This window comes from Galactobacter valiniphilus (assembly GCF_003575975.1).
In the GTDB taxonomy this organism is placed as follows: domain Bacteria; phylum Actinomycetota; class Actinomycetes; order Actinomycetales; family Micrococcaceae; genus Galactobacter; species Galactobacter valiniphilus.
Genome location: NZ_QQXK01000043.1, coordinates 1 through 14,254, shown reverse-complemented (window position 1 = coordinate 14,254; position 14,254 = coordinate 1). Strand labels below are relative to the sequence as shown.

The 14,254-nt window shown below is 64.6% G+C and carries 18 protein-coding genes and 1 pseudogene; 14 read left to right on the top strand and 5 right to left on the bottom strand.

Features of this window, described 5'->3' with window-relative positions:
* Positions 1-60: 60 nt before the first annotated feature.
* Entirely contained in the window at positions 61-288 is a 228-nt protein-coding gene (locus DWB68_RS16055) for a hypothetical protein (RefSeq protein ID WP_147391709.1), read from the bottom strand.
* A gap of 556 nt (positions 289-844) precedes the next feature.
* On the opposite strand from DWB68_RS16055, the gene DWB68_RS15120 reads away from it, so the two are divergent.
* Positions 845-1,123, top strand: coding sequence for a hypothetical protein (locus DWB68_RS15120; protein WP_119425954.1), 279 nt, complete (start codon positions 845-847; stop codon positions 1,121-1,123).
* Between the two features lie 302 nt (positions 1,124-1,425).
* Here the strand turns inward: DWB68_RS15120 and DWB68_RS15115 are convergent, their stop codons facing one another.
* Complete coding sequence (locus DWB68_RS15115; RefSeq protein ID WP_147391708.1) at positions 1,426-1,707, bottom strand: hypothetical protein; 282 nt, start codon at positions 1,705-1,707, stop codon at positions 1,426-1,428.
* A 47-nt stretch (positions 1,708-1,754) separates the two neighbouring features.
* On the opposite strand from DWB68_RS15115, the gene DWB68_RS15110 reads away from it, so the two are divergent.
* Genes DWB68_RS15110 through DWB68_RS15095 form a run of 4 tightly spaced genes read left to right on the top strand, consistent with a single transcriptional unit; the run spans position 1,755 to position 3,713 of the window.
* Positions 1,755-1,994 (top strand): hypothetical protein, encoded by a 240-nt coding sequence (locus tag DWB68_RS15110; protein WP_119425952.1) that lies wholly within the window; start codon positions 1,755-1,757, stop codon positions 1,992-1,994.
* 32 nt (positions 1,995-2,026) lie between these two features.
* The gene (locus DWB68_RS15105; protein WP_119425951.1) at positions 2,027-2,698 is read left to right on the top strand and encodes a hypothetical protein; all 672 of its coding nucleotides are present in this window, start codon (positions 2,027-2,029) and stop codon (positions 2,696-2,698) included.
* A gap of 26 nt (positions 2,699-2,724) precedes the next feature.
* On the top strand, positions 2,725-3,381 hold the full coding sequence (locus tag DWB68_RS15100) for a hypothetical protein (protein ID WP_147391707.1): 657 nt from the start codon (positions 2,725-2,727) through the stop codon (positions 3,379-3,381).
* Complete coding sequence (locus DWB68_RS15095) at positions 3,378-3,713, top strand: hypothetical protein (protein WP_119425949.1); 336 nt, start codon at positions 3,378-3,380, stop codon at positions 3,711-3,713. The genes DWB68_RS15100 and DWB68_RS15095 overlap by 4 nt, the downstream gene beginning before the upstream one ends.
* Here DWB68_RS15095 and DWB68_RS16345 read toward each other — a convergent pair.
* A complete protein-coding gene (locus DWB68_RS16345; protein ID WP_158588339.1) occupies positions 3,706-3,861 on the bottom strand; it encodes a hypothetical protein in 156 nt (51 codons plus the stop codon). The genes DWB68_RS15095 and DWB68_RS16345 overlap by 8 nt on opposite strands.
* Positions 3,862-3,935: 74 nt before the next feature.
* Here DWB68_RS16345 and DWB68_RS15090 point away from each other — a divergent pair, with 74 nt between their 5' ends.
* The 4 genes from DWB68_RS15090 (at position 3,936) to DWB68_RS15075 (ending at position 5,916) form a co-directional block, all read left to right on the top strand.
* Positions 3,936-4,391 (top strand): HNH endonuclease, encoded by a 456-nt coding sequence (locus DWB68_RS15090; RefSeq protein WP_119425948.1) that lies wholly within the window; start codon positions 3,936-3,938, stop codon positions 4,389-4,391.
* 5 nt (positions 4,392-4,396) lie between these two features.
* The gene (locus tag DWB68_RS15085) at positions 4,397-4,711 is read left to right on the top strand and encodes a hypothetical protein (protein ID WP_119425947.1); all 315 of its coding nucleotides are present in this window, start codon (positions 4,397-4,399) and stop codon (positions 4,709-4,711) included.
* Between the two features lie 27 nt (positions 4,712-4,738).
* Positions 4,739-5,194, top strand: a complete 456-nt coding sequence (locus tag DWB68_RS15080; RefSeq protein ID WP_119425946.1) for a hypothetical protein — start codon at positions 4,739-4,741, stop codon at positions 5,192-5,194.
* A gap of 266 nt (positions 5,195-5,460) precedes the next feature.
* Complete coding sequence (locus tag DWB68_RS15075; RefSeq protein WP_119425945.1) at positions 5,461-5,916, top strand: hypothetical protein; 456 nt, start codon at positions 5,461-5,463, stop codon at positions 5,914-5,916.
* Positions 5,917-6,363: 447 nt separating this feature from the next.
* Here the strand turns inward: DWB68_RS15075 and DWB68_RS15070 are convergent, their stop codons facing one another.
* A complete protein-coding gene (locus DWB68_RS15070; RefSeq protein WP_119425944.1) occupies positions 6,364-6,888 on the bottom strand; it encodes a hypothetical protein in 525 nt (174 codons plus the stop codon).
* 432 nt (positions 6,889-7,320) lie between these two features.
* Here DWB68_RS15070 and DWB68_RS15065 point away from each other — a divergent pair, with 432 nt between their 5' ends.
* On the top strand, positions 7,321-8,067 hold the full coding sequence (locus DWB68_RS15065; protein ID WP_119425943.1) for a hypothetical protein: 747 nt from the start codon (positions 7,321-7,323) through the stop codon (positions 8,065-8,067).
* Positions 8,068-8,269: 202 nt separating this feature from the next.
* Positions 8,270-9,453, top strand: a pseudogene (locus DWB68_RS15060) (IS3 family transposase).
* A gap of 140 nt (positions 9,454-9,593) precedes the next feature.
* Here DWB68_RS15060 and DWB68_RS15055 read toward each other — a convergent pair.
* Positions 9,594-9,899, bottom strand: coding sequence for a hypothetical protein (locus DWB68_RS15055; RefSeq protein WP_119425942.1), 306 nt, complete (start codon positions 9,897-9,899; stop codon positions 9,594-9,596).
* A 354-nt stretch (positions 9,900-10,253) separates the two neighbouring features.
* Here DWB68_RS15055 and DWB68_RS15050 point away from each other — a divergent pair, with 354 nt between their 5' ends.
* The 3 genes from DWB68_RS15050 (at position 10,254) to DWB68_RS15040 (ending at position 14,028) form a co-directional block, all read left to right on the top strand.
* The gene (locus tag DWB68_RS15050; RefSeq protein WP_199700475.1) at positions 10,254-11,012 is read left to right on the top strand and encodes a hypothetical protein; all 759 of its coding nucleotides are present in this window, start codon (positions 10,254-10,256) and stop codon (positions 11,010-11,012) included.
* Positions 11,013-11,224: 212 nt separating this feature from the next.
* Positions 11,225-12,793, top strand: a complete 1,569-nt coding sequence (locus DWB68_RS15045; protein WP_119425941.1) for a type I restriction-modification system subunit M — start codon at positions 11,225-11,227, stop codon at positions 12,791-12,793.
* Complete coding sequence (locus tag DWB68_RS15040) at positions 12,790-14,028, top strand: restriction endonuclease subunit S (protein ID WP_119425940.1); 1,239 nt, start codon at positions 12,790-12,792, stop codon at positions 14,026-14,028. The genes DWB68_RS15045 and DWB68_RS15040 overlap by 4 nt, the downstream gene beginning before the upstream one ends.
* Positions 14,029-14,254 lie beyond the last annotated feature (226 nt).

The window sequence follows — 14,254 nt, the reverse complement described above, 5'->3', positions numbered from 1 at the left end:
CGACAGCATCCTCGGACTCAGCGCCTGACCCCACACATCGAAGGACCGAGCGCTACACCACTACCGGGGACTTGACCTGGGGCGCTGGCGCGACGAGGATCCGGCGGCGGGCTTGGGCGCGGTGTTCGGGTGCTTGAGCGGGGTGTCGTCGAAGGCTCGGGCCCATGCTTCTGCCTGCGGTTCGGCGGCGTTGACGTCCCAGCCGAAGTCGGGCTCGGTGGCCGTTGGTGCCGTGGGGGAGCCGGTGGCACTGTCGCAGGCGTGCGGTGCGGGTGTTGTGTCGGGCATGGCGTGAGGGTATGGCTGGCCCCTGACACTCCGGGTTGTTTGACAGCATCTGAGAATACTTTGGCGGATTTTGCGAAAGGGCTTGACAGGGGCTGTGTGGTTCGGTATTATAATCCTTGCTGGGCCGAACTACGTCTAAAACGAGGTTGTCGGAGTCGGGTCCGATCGAGGCCAGCAAGCAGTTCCTTTGCGATGACAGAGGGCCTCCACTCCGGTGGGGGCCCTCTTCTCATCCCCCCAGATTTCCCCGCCGCCCTTCACGGGCCAGCACTCACAGCCACGCCGTCCCTCACACAGACTCGGACGGAGCGTGCTCGCTGCTCAGAACGCCAACCCCGCGGCGGGGGACCCCTCACCCAGCATGGCGCCGAGCCGGGCTGGGCGTGTGACGGCTCGAGCGACCACCCCCTCGCTCGCCGACCACGCCCCCTCGTGCACAGCCGAGCCTCGCCCATGCTGGGCCCTGGTGCCGGCCGCCTGACCCCCTCGTGGATGTGTCGCGGCCGGCACCACCACTATCCACTCCTATATATGCACGCACCCCGGGAGGCACATCATGACCGCGATTTTCGATACTGACAGCGACCTAGCTCTGGCCCGCCAGCGCGCGATGCTCGAGCGGTCCCTGGACTACTGGGACGGCCAGGGGCTACCCCGTGAGAGCTTCCTGGCAGTGGCGTACGACGGCGACGTCGAAGCTCTCGACCATGCCGCGCGCATGGTCGCGGAGGCCCGAGGCCTGGTCGAGGCTGATCACGAGATTGTCACCCGGACGGTCGTCTGCGGCCTGGCTGCGTGGGCCGTCCCCATCACCCCAGAGCCTGAGGCCAGCTGACCTGCGAGCTACGCATGGTGTGGTGCATGGATCACTACGCACGCACACATCGCCCCGCACCCGTCACCAGCACTCGCCTCACCGTCGAGATTGGCTCCTCCCGAGGCGTCACTGACATCTGGATCGCCGCCCGCCAGGCGCTCCTGGAGCATCTGGCTGGAGTCCGCGACGGCCACGGCACAGCACGCCCGGACCTGCGAGCGAGCATCATCACTCCCGAGGGTGGACGCCGAGTCTTGGCGATCGTCTGTCACCTGCCCGCCAGCCCCGAGGCTGCCCGTCACCTGGTGGCCGGACTCCGCTCAGCCATCGCCGCCGCGCTTCACCCGTAGCCGCTCGAGGATGGCCCGCGCGCGCCGGCGCTCCGGGCTCAGCTGGTCCGGCTCCGGTTCCAGCTCGAGGCCGCGCGTCAGGAGCGAGTGGCGGACGCCCTCCTCCTCGAGCGCGCTATCCATCTCATCCCCGAGGTCGATGCCTTCGATCCCTGCCGAGGCGCGGGCCTGCTGGGCCACATGCCGCGAGATCGCGATGATCTCCGCGCGGCCGAGGTCCAGCCGTCGGTGTACCACTCGCCTCATCTCCATGCCCCGCATCATCTCCCTCTCAGCCCCGACCAGTCCAGGAGGACACCATGCGCACCACATCCGACGCCATCATCACCGCCGCGACCGACATGATCGAGCGCGCGCTCGAGCATCCCGCGGTCCGCGATCTTCGCACCGACTGGGTGATCGCTCAGTGCGCCGACCTCATCGAGTCTGGCGCCGAGGATGAGCACTCCGTCGACCGGCGTGAAGTCGAGCTGGAGGAGCGATGGGACGACACCCTGCGCGACGCTCTCCAGGATGGCCTGATGCGCTACCTGCCCTAGCGGGCGTCGGGGGTCGGCCCTAGCATGGGCCCATGACAGCAGAGCTGCCGCGCCCCGAGCTACGGCTCGCCTCCACCCAGATGTCCCCAGAGTCCTGGATCGTCCGGTGCGTCGTGCGCCGCGCCCAGCCTGGCGCCGCCGGCATCCTCCGCGGGCACGGCACCACACAGTCCGAGGCCCTCACGGATGCGGCCGCCACCGCGGTGGACCGATGGTCTGCCGACACTAGCCCGGCCGCCGAAGTGCTTCGAGCTGAGCTCGGCGGGTCGTGGGGCTGGGAGCCGGTCCGCGACAGCCTGCTGCGGCTCCCTGAGCTGAATCGCCGGCCGAGCCTCTGCATCGACCGCGAGCGCGTCCTTCGCATGCGCGACCTCCCCGCCGCCGTCACCACCGACGACGCGCCGGCCTGGCTCCTGGAGCACACCGCAGCACCGAGCCGCGCCTTCGTGGAGGCCGCCCTCGACCGGGCCCAGGTGCCCACTGAGGCGAGCCTCTCGCTGGCTGTCATGGCCATGGCCGCCGAGGACGCCATGGCATCGGCGCGAGTCAGCCTGGAGGATCGCACGCCCGGCGCCGACCTCCTCACTGGCAGGTGGACGGACGACGAGCTGCATGCCAGCCTCCTGGACGTCGAGGCAGCCATCGAACACCTCGATGCCCTGATCGAGTGGTACGCCCAGCGAGAGAGCGGAGCCCGACCATGACCATGCCCCGGCACGTTCACCTGGCGATGACCAGCACCCAGCTGACACCACGCCACTGGGAGGCACACCTCGTCCATGACCGCGGGCGCGTCATGGCCCGCAGTCTTCTGAGGGGCACTGGCGACACCCGCGAGGCCGCCCTGCGCGCCGCAGCGGAGAGCGCACAGCAGGCCTGCGAGGACATCGCCGAGGGCTGGCCCGACCAGGTCGAGGCCCTGACCTACGAGCTCGGTGGCAGCCTGGAGGCTGATGACGTCGAGACCGCGATGCACGAGCGACTCCGCGAGCTCAACCGCGAGCCGTCCCTCCTCATCGATCCGGACGAGGCGATCACATCCAGGCGCCTGAGTCGCACCCAGATCGTGCGTCACGGCTGGGCTAGGGGGTGGGTCCGATCGCAGATCGAGATCCCCAGCCAGCGCCTCCTGCAGGATGTGCGCACGCTTCTTCTGGCGCCGACCGAGGTCGCGCTCTGGATGGCGACCGTGGCAGCCATCGCGATCAGGCATCAGGCCCGAGTGCGAGACCTCGGCGAGGACATCGAGATATCCCGCCTGGACGCTGTCGGCATCCTCGGCGAGGCCTACACCCGCGAGGCCGTCCCGCTGATCAGCGCACGCGTCCTCGAGAGCCACGTCGCGAGCCGACTGGTCCACGTCATGACCAAGGGAGTCCAGGTATGACCACAATCACCCTCACGCAGGTCGGCCTGCAGGCCTGGGACGTCCGCGGCCTGCCCGGACCGGATGTTGTCGTCACGCTCTACGGCGCGCAGGCTGAGGTCGAGGACCAGGTGCGCGCGATGCTCGGCGCCACGGCGACCGAGGCGACGATCCGACTCTCACACGCGCCTGTCACCAGCGCTGACCGCCTGCGCTGGGCGCGCGAGGTCGATCTGATCCCGGACGAGATCGGCGACCTCCCGACAGAGGCGATCGCCGAGCTTCTAGCTGAGGCCCGCGAGAATCTCGGGCACACCGTCGGCTACGCGCGATTCAGGCACCGCCTCATCTAGCGCGACGACTGCGCCGCTCGGCCTCAGCCATGAGCCGCTCGGCCTCGGCCGGACTCGCGTCCTCGACAGCCTCTGAGAAGGCCCGCCACTGCCCCTCCGTGAAGATCACGGCAGGGGCAGTGCTGTCTCCAGTGTCGTCATCGCTCATGCCCGGATCCTAGCCCTAGCGAGTGCCGCGGCCGCCCTCGTTAATAGTTAACAAGCACCCCCAGGAGGCCTGCCATGTCCGGATGGACCATCTACTGCCAGACATGCCGCCCCACCGGGATCCAGTGCGGGGACTGCGCTGAGCGCCAGCAGGCCAGGCGCCGGCCGAGAGCGTACTGGAAGGCTCGAGGCCGCGTCCTGAAGGCCGCACGAGAGGCAGGCGCCAGCTGCGCGCTGGCCTACGACGACGTCTGCACCGGCACCCCGACCGAGGCGGATCACATCATCCCGGTCTCTGAGGGCGGCAGTCATGACGAGGCGAACCTGCAGGCCACATGCCAGGCCTGCAACGCCCACAAGAACCTTCTGTCTCGCCGCACGAGCCATCCTCGCCAGGCCACCCGGCCGCAGCCCAGGCACCCCGGCCTGCGCGATACGCCTGACACTGACACCGTCCTGCGCTCCCACGGCATCGACCCCGAGGCGCTCAGTGCCAAGGAGCGCGCAGCGGCCCTCGCGGCGCTAGGGTGAGTGCCATGGACATCTCCGATCGCGTCTGGGGCATCATCGACGACCGCCCCGCCTGGGGCATGCTCTGGGTCATCCTGGCCGACGCCATGATCCCGCCGCCTCCCTCGGTGCGAGAGCGCTGGGGTATGACCCAGACCGCACCCGGCGCCTGGTCCTGGGACGGAGGATCTGAGGCGCAGATCCTCAGCTGGGATGACCCGCTCCCGTACGGCACCGACTACGTCGTCGCGGTCGACGCCGACTCGCCCGAGCGCCACGCAGTCCTCATGGAGCAGCGCCGCCGGCTTGGAGAGCGGCGCGTCATCATCGCCCACCGGTAGCGCGTCGAGCCTGAGCGGAAGGCGGTCATGAATAAGCCCTATGCCCGTGCCCGTGCCCGCGACATCGTCCGTGAGGTGCTCGGCGCCCCGGTCGCGGGCCGATACCCCGAGCGGCTCCTGGCCGGCGCGCGCACCATCTGGGAGCACATCGGCGATCACCTCGCCCGTGGCGGCACCAGTGTCCTCGTACTCGTCCGGTCGCAGGACAGGGGCACGATGATCTCCGGGGCTGTCCCGGAACACCTTCTCGCCACACTGACGCTGACGAGCGCGCGGCACTGGGCTACCCCGGACGACGCTGTGCGCGTGACGATCGCAGGCTGGTCATCCCCCGAGGTCGTTCAGGTGGCGCCGTCGCTGCTGATCATCGAGGAGCCAGCCGAGCGCGATCCGCTCGATCGCCGCACTTCGCGTGCACGCGAGACTGTGCTGGCCGATGTGCTCACGCGAGCCGGGCAGGTACTGCGCCTGCCGGAGCGCTAGTGAGGGTGGGGGAGGCCCCCTCCCTGGGGGGTCTGAGTCGTGCCGTCCCGTACTACGTGTCCCAAAGAACTCTGCACTGACAGAGTGTTTTTTCGAACAATTCAATTAACTAATTGGATTGTTCCGGTCCGGCGTCCTGAAGTGCATCTCGCTCACAACAACATCTCGGGAAACGTTTCTCGAGTCTTGCTTACGGCCGATGCGTAAGGTTCCGATAGGTACAGTTGACGGCAAGAGATGCCATCACCTGACGCAAGGACTACACCATGAACTCGACCTTCGAGACTGCCGCGGTCAACACCGTCAGCACCGATGAGCTGTTCACTCGTTTCGCGTTGCGCGAGGCGACGCTGGCCATCACCCGCGAGTCGCTCGGCCTGCCATCTCGCGGCGCGTGCATCAGCTTGAACGGCGCCCCGCATCGCAGTGACGACCTTCTCATGCACCCGCAGACGCCCGAGAAGGAAGCGGTTCTCGTAGAGGCAGAGCAGATCGTCGAGATGATGTCCAGTGGTGAGTCGGCGCCGCAGTTCTCCCGCCGTGCCTTTGACCGGGCCTGGGCGACCTTCGAGGACCGCTTCTCCGAGATCAGCCGACTGGCCGACGTCCTTCTCCTGGCCCCGGTGCTGAGTCGGATCGACGTGGAGAAGATTCTGGATCGCCTGGCTGCGGATGACAGTGACATCACCGGACAGGAGGTCGAAGAGCTGCTGGCCGCCTAGCCCGCCACCGCACCAACGCGGCGCCGCTTCTGCTCGGGGGTGGCATCGCGTTCGCGTCTGCACCTCGTGGACGGAAGCCTGCGGTGGGCGAGCCAACAACGCCGCCGCCGGCGGGTGTCACCTCCAAGCACGCCCGCGCACTGTGGGCGGACTCTTTGGCCGAGTATCGACTCGGCGTCGGCGGGCGCCTCGAGTTCGACCGCATCTGCCGCCCCGTTGACTTCAGGGTCATGCATGATGAAGAGATCGCCTCGGGCGAGAAACGGGTCCAGGACTCCCCAGGAGCAGTAGGTTTTGAACCCGTCCTATGGCGAGCACAGGCAAGTGACGCGGCTGATCACCACCTCGTTGCACGGCCTCGATCTGCCGACCGACGTCGTTGACGCTCAGGCCGGCAACCGGCGACCCCAGGCCCTCTCGCGCAAGCGAGCTGAGGCGGCAAAGAAATCACACCAGAACCGGTGGTGCCGCAGGCAGCGGGGCGTTCATGACGAAGCCACCGCGGGACTGGCAGATGTGCGTGCGCATCCCGGGATCGCTGGTTGAGAGGTAGATGGCTGTGTCCTGGCCTCCGCCGGGCCGCAGCGCGTCAGCCTCAGAACTTGTCGCCAGCGCCGCCTCCACGAGTTGGGGGAGAGCCACAACAACTTCCACGGACACCCTGCTGCGGCTGTACCGCGGGAACGCCAGCACAAGCCCGGCCTTCCATCCGAAATCGTGCGCGTTATTCTCGTGTGAGTCCCAGTCTGACTGGCCCACGTGCATGCCTGACGGGTCCGACTTGAGAGAGCGGTGCCTGATGAGCAGTCGGACATCCTCGCCGTCGAGGCCACGGCCCTCCACGTGGTGAGCGTCGACGAATCGTCCCTCGCGCAGGCCAGCGCGCTCGCAGGCCGTGAGGATGACCGTCGCTGCGGCCTCCTGAATCGAATCGATGGCGGCGGCGGGGGATGTGGCGGTCTTGGTTGTCATGGGCCCTCCTGCGGTCTCGCGGCTGACGGTGGCTGCATCACATGCTCTTCGAGCAGCTACCACGAGTCAATGTGCCATGTCCAGAGGTCAAGCCCAATAAATGCGTTCGACCAGACCATTTCTATACGCATCACGACAACCCCAAGCGTCAGAGAGGTGCATTTTGTGAATTTCGTCATAAGATCTTCGATCTACACCCCGACGGTCTCCCGATCGGCATCCTCGGGGACTACGGCCTGGCGATGATGGGCTGGGACTTGACTGGCTGGGCCGAGTCCACCTTAGCCCCCCAAGCGACGGAGGAGAGCCGCTACGCCTGAGCAGCGTCCAGCAGCTCCTGCTCGCCTGGTACTACGCGATCGATCCGAACACGATGCGGCGATTGTTCTTCGAGTACCAATTCGTCCTATCTATCCGGCCAGCCAAAACGCCGTGAAGGCGTTCGACATCATCGGTGAACTGCGCCGCGGGTCCTCACGTGCTTATGCGGAGGCGGCCGACGAGCTCGAAGAGAGGGCTCTGGAAGTCTGCGCTGAGACGCTGCGCCGGCTTCATCCGGACGCGCGCCGGGTTGTGTTCAGCCTCAACGGCGGCAATCTCGATCCGGATCGAATTCTTGACGCCGGTGGGAACAAGGTCTGGAGCCGTGCGGCCGAGCGGAACCCGGAGGCGGAGGACACCTTCGAGGAGATCGGCGACATCCTGAATGACCTGGGCGATGGTCGCTTCGAATACGACGAGAACTTCGAGCGCGACGGGCTGAGCTTGGACTTGCTGGCATCATCCGGGACTGCGTCGTGGGATGAGCTGTCCTCGGCCCGGCAACGGTTCGCGAGTGTGCAGGCCCTTGACTCCGCCCTTGCCTTGCGCGGTCTCGCCGCTCATGTCCAGGACGTTGTCCCGGGCGCCGTCGGCCTGTCGATGTACCGGGTCATGGGCGAGGTCTACGCAACGCCGCGTCATGCCGTGGCAGCGAATGATAGCGCCATCCAAATCCCTGCCGAGGAGATGGACGCGATCGGGGACATGTTGGTCGACGAGTCCAATTCTCTGCATCTGGGGAGTAGGGAGTTCGCCACCTCTGGTTCGGATGAGCGCGGCATGGGTGTCGTGCTGAACTTCGAGCGGTTGCCCGACAATGTGCGGTTGCTCGAAATGGCTAGTGCCGCCGGTTTGTGAGTGCTCTCTCCCCGCCGCGCGCTCGGCGGGGAGGGTCGGCAATCGACTTCGCCCGGTAGCACCCAGTGTTCACCTTTCGAGCGTGCGGCAACTTCCTATCGACGCCTCATTTTGACCCATGAATGTGAATATCGGGACTGGTGCAGGAGGTGGTGACAACCAATCTTTAGGGCCGACCGGCCTGTGAGAGAGGATAAGCACCATGCCCGCACCGTACCCACAAGAGTTCCATGATGACGTCGTCGCTGTCGCCCGCGCCCGGGCCGAGGACGTGACCTTGATACAGATAGCCACTGATTTCGGCATCAGCGAGGCTTCACTGGCTAATTGGCTCAAGCAAGCCCACGTCGAGGCCGGGAGGAAGCCTGGCACCACACGCGAGGAGGCCGCCGAGGTGCGCGAACTGCGCCGCCGCAACCGCCTCCTTGAGCAAGAGAATGAGGTGCTGCGCAAGGCCGCCGCGTACCTTTCCCAAGCGAATCTGACGTTGGGTGGTAGCCCAAAAGGCTCTACCCGTTCGTGAATGACCTCGCTGCCGGCGGGATCCCGATCACGGTGTCGTGCAGGGTCCTGCAAGTAGCCCGTCAGCCGTACTATCGCTGGCTCCGCGCCCCGTCCAAAGCGGCCGAGCAGCACCGTGCGGAGCGCATGAACGCGCTCATCGATGCTCATTCCGAGGATCCAGAGTTCGGGTACCGATACCTTCGCGACGAAGCCGCCCGTACTGGCAAGAGGATGTGCAGGCGGACCGCATAGTCCTTGGCCAGTGCCGCCGGACTGATCTCCGCGGTGCAACGGCCTCGAATTAAGGGAAAGAAAGGCCGGCCCGGGCCGCCGGTGTTCGACGACTTCGTCAAGCGTGTCTTGCGTGCCGACGCGCCGAACAAGGTCTGGCTGACCGACATCACCGAGCATTGGACGAACACTGGCAAGCTCTACGCCTGCGCGATCAAGGACGTGTACTCGAACCGAATCGTGGGCTACTGAATCGACTCACGGATGACCTCGAAGCTGGCCGTGGACGCCCTGAATCAAGCCGTTGCACGCCGCGGCAGCCACGTCGCCGGGTGCATCCTGCACGCCGATCGAGGCTCCCAATTCCGGTCCCGGAAAATGGGCCATGCCCTTGCCAAGCACCGCTTGGTCGGCCCCATGGGAAAAGTCGCCTCAGCCGGCGACAACACCGCCATGGAATCCTTCTGGGCTCTACTGCAAAAGAATGTCCTGAACCGGCAAACCTGGGCCACTGGCCAAGACCTGCGCCTGGCGATCGTGACCTGGATCGAACGCACCTACCACCGCCGCCGGGCACAAGACCGCCTCGGCGGCTTGACCCCCAACGAATACGAGAACAGACTCGAGACCACCCAGGCCCTCGCGGCCTAAACCGCAGTTGTCACCAACTCCTGCACCAGTCCCTTCGTACTCGTCCCACAGCACTTCGAACACCCACCACGCAACTGAGGCAGCGATCGCGACGAGGAGAACGACACCCGCGAGAGCCGCGATCAGAGAAACGAACTCCATCACAGGCCCCGAGCGATGCGCTGACCGGCACCGATGGCGTATCCGGCGATGATGGCCTCGTAGAACTGTGTTCCCGCCGGGGCGATCTTCATCTGCGCCTCCGCCTGCGAGACGAGCGTCGCGACGTTCGTCAGAGCCTGCGACGCCAGGAACGCGTGCCCCTGCTCCCGCACCCACGCGATCTCCGTGGACGCCGCGACCTGCTCCACCTCACGCTTGGTCTGGCGCACGAGGCTTCCCGTGATCTTCTGCCCCTGCTGGGTTGTGGGACCACCGAACAGCGGCACCACCTGATTGCTCGACATGTTTCAAGTCCTTCTCCTTCCGATTGAAGAGAACAGCCCCGAATTTTCCGGGACACTTCGACCGTAGAAACCCGCCCGGGTGCAGCTTGAAACTCGGAATAAAGTTGGAAGCGAGCAACTGGCACGAGATGGAGGTGATGGCGTGAGACTCGATGAAGACGATGTCGCCACCCTTCACCAGCAGCTCGCCTGGTTGACCAAGCGCGAGGGCTTGGTCCAACGTCGCCTCGCCAGGCGGGGATCGTCGACGAACTCCTCCGCGGCTCTCTCGAGGAGAGCTTCGAACGCCTCCGGCACCGCTTCATCTCTGCCGTTCACACCCTGCCCGGCGAGCAAGCAGACCTGCTGCTGGACGTGTTCGCGCTCAGCCCCGACACGCAGGACATGCCCGAGCTGATGCAACGCAGGCAGAGCCACGGGGACAAGATCGGGCGGAAAGTTGACACCGTTCGCACGCGGGAGACCGCCGCCTTGAAAGCACTGCACTCCCGTCTCGTCACCGGCCGTTACGCGCGGGCACCGCTCGTGCTCGATGTGCCCGAGATGCACGGTGGCATCATCTATGAAGAGACCAGCACCCTAATCGTTGTCGAGAACCGATGCTGGCAGGCCACCTACGAGCGCTGGACGTTCGCGAACATGGCAGGCGAACTCGGCTACGTCACGATCGGCCGCTCCCATCCCGGCGTCGTGACCCCGAGCAGCAAGGGTGACTTCAAGGTGAACACCCGCCCGGTTGACGGCGCCGGCTGGAACGATCACTTCTGGCTCCTCAACACCGAGCGCACGGCGGCCGAGCCGATGCGCGACCGGACACGCTACGACCTACGCTTCCGCATCGCCCCACCCGAAGACGGCAGCGAACCAGAGCCGATGACTCTCGCCAGCCGGGCGCTCCACCACCGCTCGCTGCTGTTCACAATCCGGGTCGGATTCATCGGGGAACGCCCCGCGAGCATTTGGAAGTTCAAGGGAGCCAGCCCGTTCGCCCGCCCGCATGCCGCCAACGAATACAACCGCTTGGAACTTGACTCCCGCGGCACCGTGATCCTCACCATGCGCGACGTCCACGGCGGCCTCTTCAATGGCTTCGCCTGGAACTGGCACTCCTGACCGAGGTCGCGAGTCCTTCTCGAAAACGCCTGATTATGAGATAATCACAGGTAGATCGCAGCGCCCGGTCGACGCGACACATGCTCCCGGCTGCATCACCCCTCAAGCCCATGCAGGGCATGGCATCCGAACAGTGTCAGTGCCTAGCGCTACGGTGAGGATAACCCATAACCACAACTTAAGACGCGCCCCAGGCGCAGGAGACGAACCACATGGCACCGAGCACCAAAGAAGGACAGCGCGCCGAGCTGCACAAGACGATCTGGCGCATCGCGAACGACCTCCGCGGTTCCGTCGACGGCTGGGACTTCAAGTCTTACGTGCTGGGCATGCTGTTCTACCGGTTCATCTCCGAGAACCTCACCGCCTACATCAACGTGGGCGAGCTGAAGGCTGGCGACCCGGGCTTCGATTACACCCAGCTCGGCGACACGCAAGCGGAGTTCGGACGCAAAGAGACCGTGGAGGAAAAGGGTTTCTACATCCTCCCGTCTGAGCTGTTCCAGAACGTCCGAAGGCGTGCCGCGAACGATGCGAACCTCAACGAGACCCTCGCCCGGGTTTTCAAGAACATCGAAGGCTCCGCCGTTGGCACCGACGCCGAGGACGATCTCAAGGGCCTGTTCGATGATCTTGATGTCAACAGTTCGAAACTCGGTGGCACTGTTGCCAAGCGCAACGAGAAGCTCGTGAAACTGCTCGATGCGATCGGTGACCTCCCGCTGGGGAACTTCGAGGACAACTCCATCGACCTCTTCGGCGACGCCTACGAGTACCTCATGCAGATGTACGCCTCCAGCGCGGGCAAGTCCGGTGGCGAGTACTACACGCCGCAGGAAGTCTCCGAACTTCTCGCCCGCATCACCGTGGTGGGCAAGATGAGCGTGAACAAGGTCTACGACCCCGCTGTCGGATCCGGGTCGCTGCTGCTGAAGTTCGCGAAAGTGCTCGGCAAAGAGAACGTGCGCCAGGGCTTCTACGGTCAGGAGATCAACCTGACCACCTACAACCTCGCCCGCATCAACATGTTCCTGCACGACGTGAACTACGAGAAGTTCAACCTCGCCCACGGCGACACCCTCATCGACCCCGCCCACTGGGATGACGAACCGTTCGAAGCGATCGTCTCCAACCCGCCGTACTCCATCAAGTGGGACGGTGACGCGAACCCGCTCCTGATCAACGACCCGCGCTTCGCACCTGCCGGTGTGCTCGCACCGAAGTCGAAGGCTGACCTCGCGTTCACGATGCACATCCTGTCGTGGCTCGCCGTGAACGGCACCGCCGCGATCGTCGAGTTCCCCGGCGTGCTCTACCGAGGCGGCGCGGAACGGAAGATCCGCAAGTACCTCATCGACAACAACTACGTCGACGCCGTCATCCAGCTGCCACCGGACCTGTTCTTCGGCACCACGATCGCAACCTGCATCATCGTGCTCAAGAAATCCAAGACCGACAACGCAGTGCTCTTCATCGACGCATCCGCCGAGTTCAAACGCGTCGGCAACAAGAACAAGCTCACCGAAACCAACCAGCAGCACATCCTCGACACCTTCACCACACGCGAAAGCGTCGACCACGTCGCCGCACTCGTATCGAACGAAGACATCGCCGCCAAAGACTACAACATCGCCGTGTCCTCCTACGTCGAGCAAGAAGACACCCGCGAGCCCATCGACATCACCGAGCTGAACGCCGAGATCGCCCGCATCGTCGCCCGCCAACAAGAACTCCGCGCATCCATCGACGAGATCGTCGCTGACCTGGAGGGCACGAAGTGAGCCGCATCGACGAGCTGATCGAAGAGCTCGCTCCACAGGGAGTCGAGTTCAAGACGCTCGGAGACATCGCGCGGCTCGTGCGCGGCAATGGTATGCCGAAAACGGATCTCACCGATCAAGGTGTCGGTGCGATTCACTATGGCCAGATCTACACGCGGTACAGAGTTTGGACTACTAAGACGATCTCTTTCGTCTCCCCCGAGACGGCTACGAAGCTCGCCAAGGCTGAGCCGGGTGACATCATCATCACGAACACGAGCGAGAACGTCGAGGATGTAGGCAAGGCCGTCGCGTGGCTTGGTGACGAGCCGATCGTCACCGGCGGGCATGCCACCGTGATCAAGCACCGCGAGGATCCGAAGTACCTTTCGTACTGGTTCCAATCCGAGTCGTTCTTCGTGCAGAAGAAGGCGCTCGCTACAGGAACGAAGGTTATTGACGTCTCCGCGAAACAGCTCATGAAGGTGCGAATCCCCGTGCCGCCTCTCGAGGTGCAGCGGGAGATCGTGCGAGTATTGGATAAGTTCACTCAGCTGGAAGCGGAGCTGGAAGCGGAGCTGGAAGCCCGCCGCCGCCAGTATGAGCATTATCGGGACGAGGCTCTCAGCTTTGGGGACACTGTTCGTACTGTGCCCTTGGGTGACGTGATTCACAATCTACGCACCGGGCTCAATCCGCGCCAGAACTTCAAGTTGAATGCTCCCGGTGCTGCGAACCAGTACATAACAGTGCGCGAACTTGCTGGCTTCAAGATAGTTCCTACAGATAAAACTGATCTTGTCGATGATGAAGGCCTGGCTCGGATTCAGACCCGGTCGCGACTTCAGATTGGCGACGTCCTGTTCTCTGGTACAGGAACTATCGGACGAACTGCACTGGTCGAAGAGGAACCAACTAACTGGAATATCAAGGAAGGGGTCTACGCATTGACGCCGAAGCGTGACCAGATTTCCTCAAGGTTTCTAATTCACCTCTTGCGTTCCTCGGTAATACGCCAGCGCATTCTTGGTGCTGCGGACGGTTCCACTGTTGCGAGCGTCTCCATGGCGTCGCTAAGGAGGGTGCTTCTGCCAGTGCCAAGCCTAGATGAACAAGAGCGTGTCACTACTTTGCTCGATAAGTTCGATGCTCTGGTGAACGACCTGAGTGTTGGCCTCCCCGCTGAGCTTGCTGCGCGGCGTAAGCAGTATGAGTACTACCGTGACAAGCTGCTGACGTTCGAGGGGGCCGTTTAGATGACGCGGCTTCATGAAACAGTCGCGAGCTTGGCGGACGATGTATTAAGGGGCCTCGGCGATTCATGTAGTGCCCTGATCTACGCTCCGAACACGATCGGTAAGACTCGGCTGGCCCAGCAACTCAACGAGCGCGACCCAGACAGTGTGGCTCTTCCTACTTGCGGTGGGGGTGAGCGGCGCGCCGGTGTGAGTTGGGCTGCGGGGTGAGGGACGTCGAGGCCCT

Bases quoted from the DNA above. Each gene is read 5' to 3' on its own strand.
- DWB68_RS16055 (WP_147391709.1), bottom strand. From the start codon at position 288: ATGCCCGACACAACACCCGCACCGCACGCCTGCGACAGTGCCACCGGC.
- DWB68_RS15120 (WP_119425954.1), top strand. From the start codon at position 845: ATGACCGCGATTTTCGATACTGACAGCGACCTAGCTCTGGCCCGCCAG.
- DWB68_RS15115 (WP_147391708.1), bottom strand. From the start codon at position 1,707: ATGGAGATGAGGCGAGTGGTACACCGACGGCTGGACCTCGGCCGCGCG.
- DWB68_RS15110 (WP_119425952.1), top strand. From the start codon at position 1,755: ATGCGCACCACATCCGACGCCATCATCACCGCCGCGACCGACATGATC.
- DWB68_RS15105 (WP_119425951.1), top strand. From the start codon at position 2,027: ATGACAGCAGAGCTGCCGCGCCCCGAGCTACGGCTCGCCTCCACCCAG.
- DWB68_RS15100 (WP_147391707.1), top strand. From the start codon at position 2,725: ATGACCAGCACCCAGCTGACACCACGCCACTGGGAGGCACACCTCGTC.
- DWB68_RS15095 (WP_119425949.1), top strand. From the start codon at position 3,378: ATGACCACAATCACCCTCACGCAGGTCGGCCTGCAGGCCTGGGACGTC.
- DWB68_RS16345 (WP_158588339.1), bottom strand. From the start codon at position 3,861: ATGAGCGATGACGACACTGGAGACAGCACTGCCCCTGCCGTGATCTTC.
- DWB68_RS15090 (WP_119425948.1), top strand. From the start codon at position 3,936: ATGTCCGGATGGACCATCTACTGCCAGACATGCCGCCCCACCGGGATC.
- DWB68_RS15085 (WP_119425947.1), top strand. From the start codon at position 4,397: ATGGACATCTCCGATCGCGTCTGGGGCATCATCGACGACCGCCCCGCC.
- DWB68_RS15080 (WP_119425946.1), top strand. From the start codon at position 4,739: ATGAATAAGCCCTATGCCCGTGCCCGTGCCCGCGACATCGTCCGTGAG.
- DWB68_RS15075 (WP_119425945.1), top strand. From the start codon at position 5,461: ATGAACTCGACCTTCGAGACTGCCGCGGTCAACACCGTCAGCACCGAT.
- DWB68_RS15070 (WP_119425944.1), bottom strand. From the start codon at position 6,888: ATGACAACCAAGACCGCCACATCCCCCGCCGCCGCCATCGATTCGATT.
- DWB68_RS15055 (WP_119425942.1), bottom strand. From the start codon at position 9,899: ATGTCGAGCAATCAGGTGGTGCCGCTGTTCGGTGGTCCCACAACCCAG.
- DWB68_RS15045 (WP_119425941.1), top strand. From the start codon at position 11,225: ATGGCACCGAGCACCAAAGAAGGACAGCGCGCCGAGCTGCACAAGACG.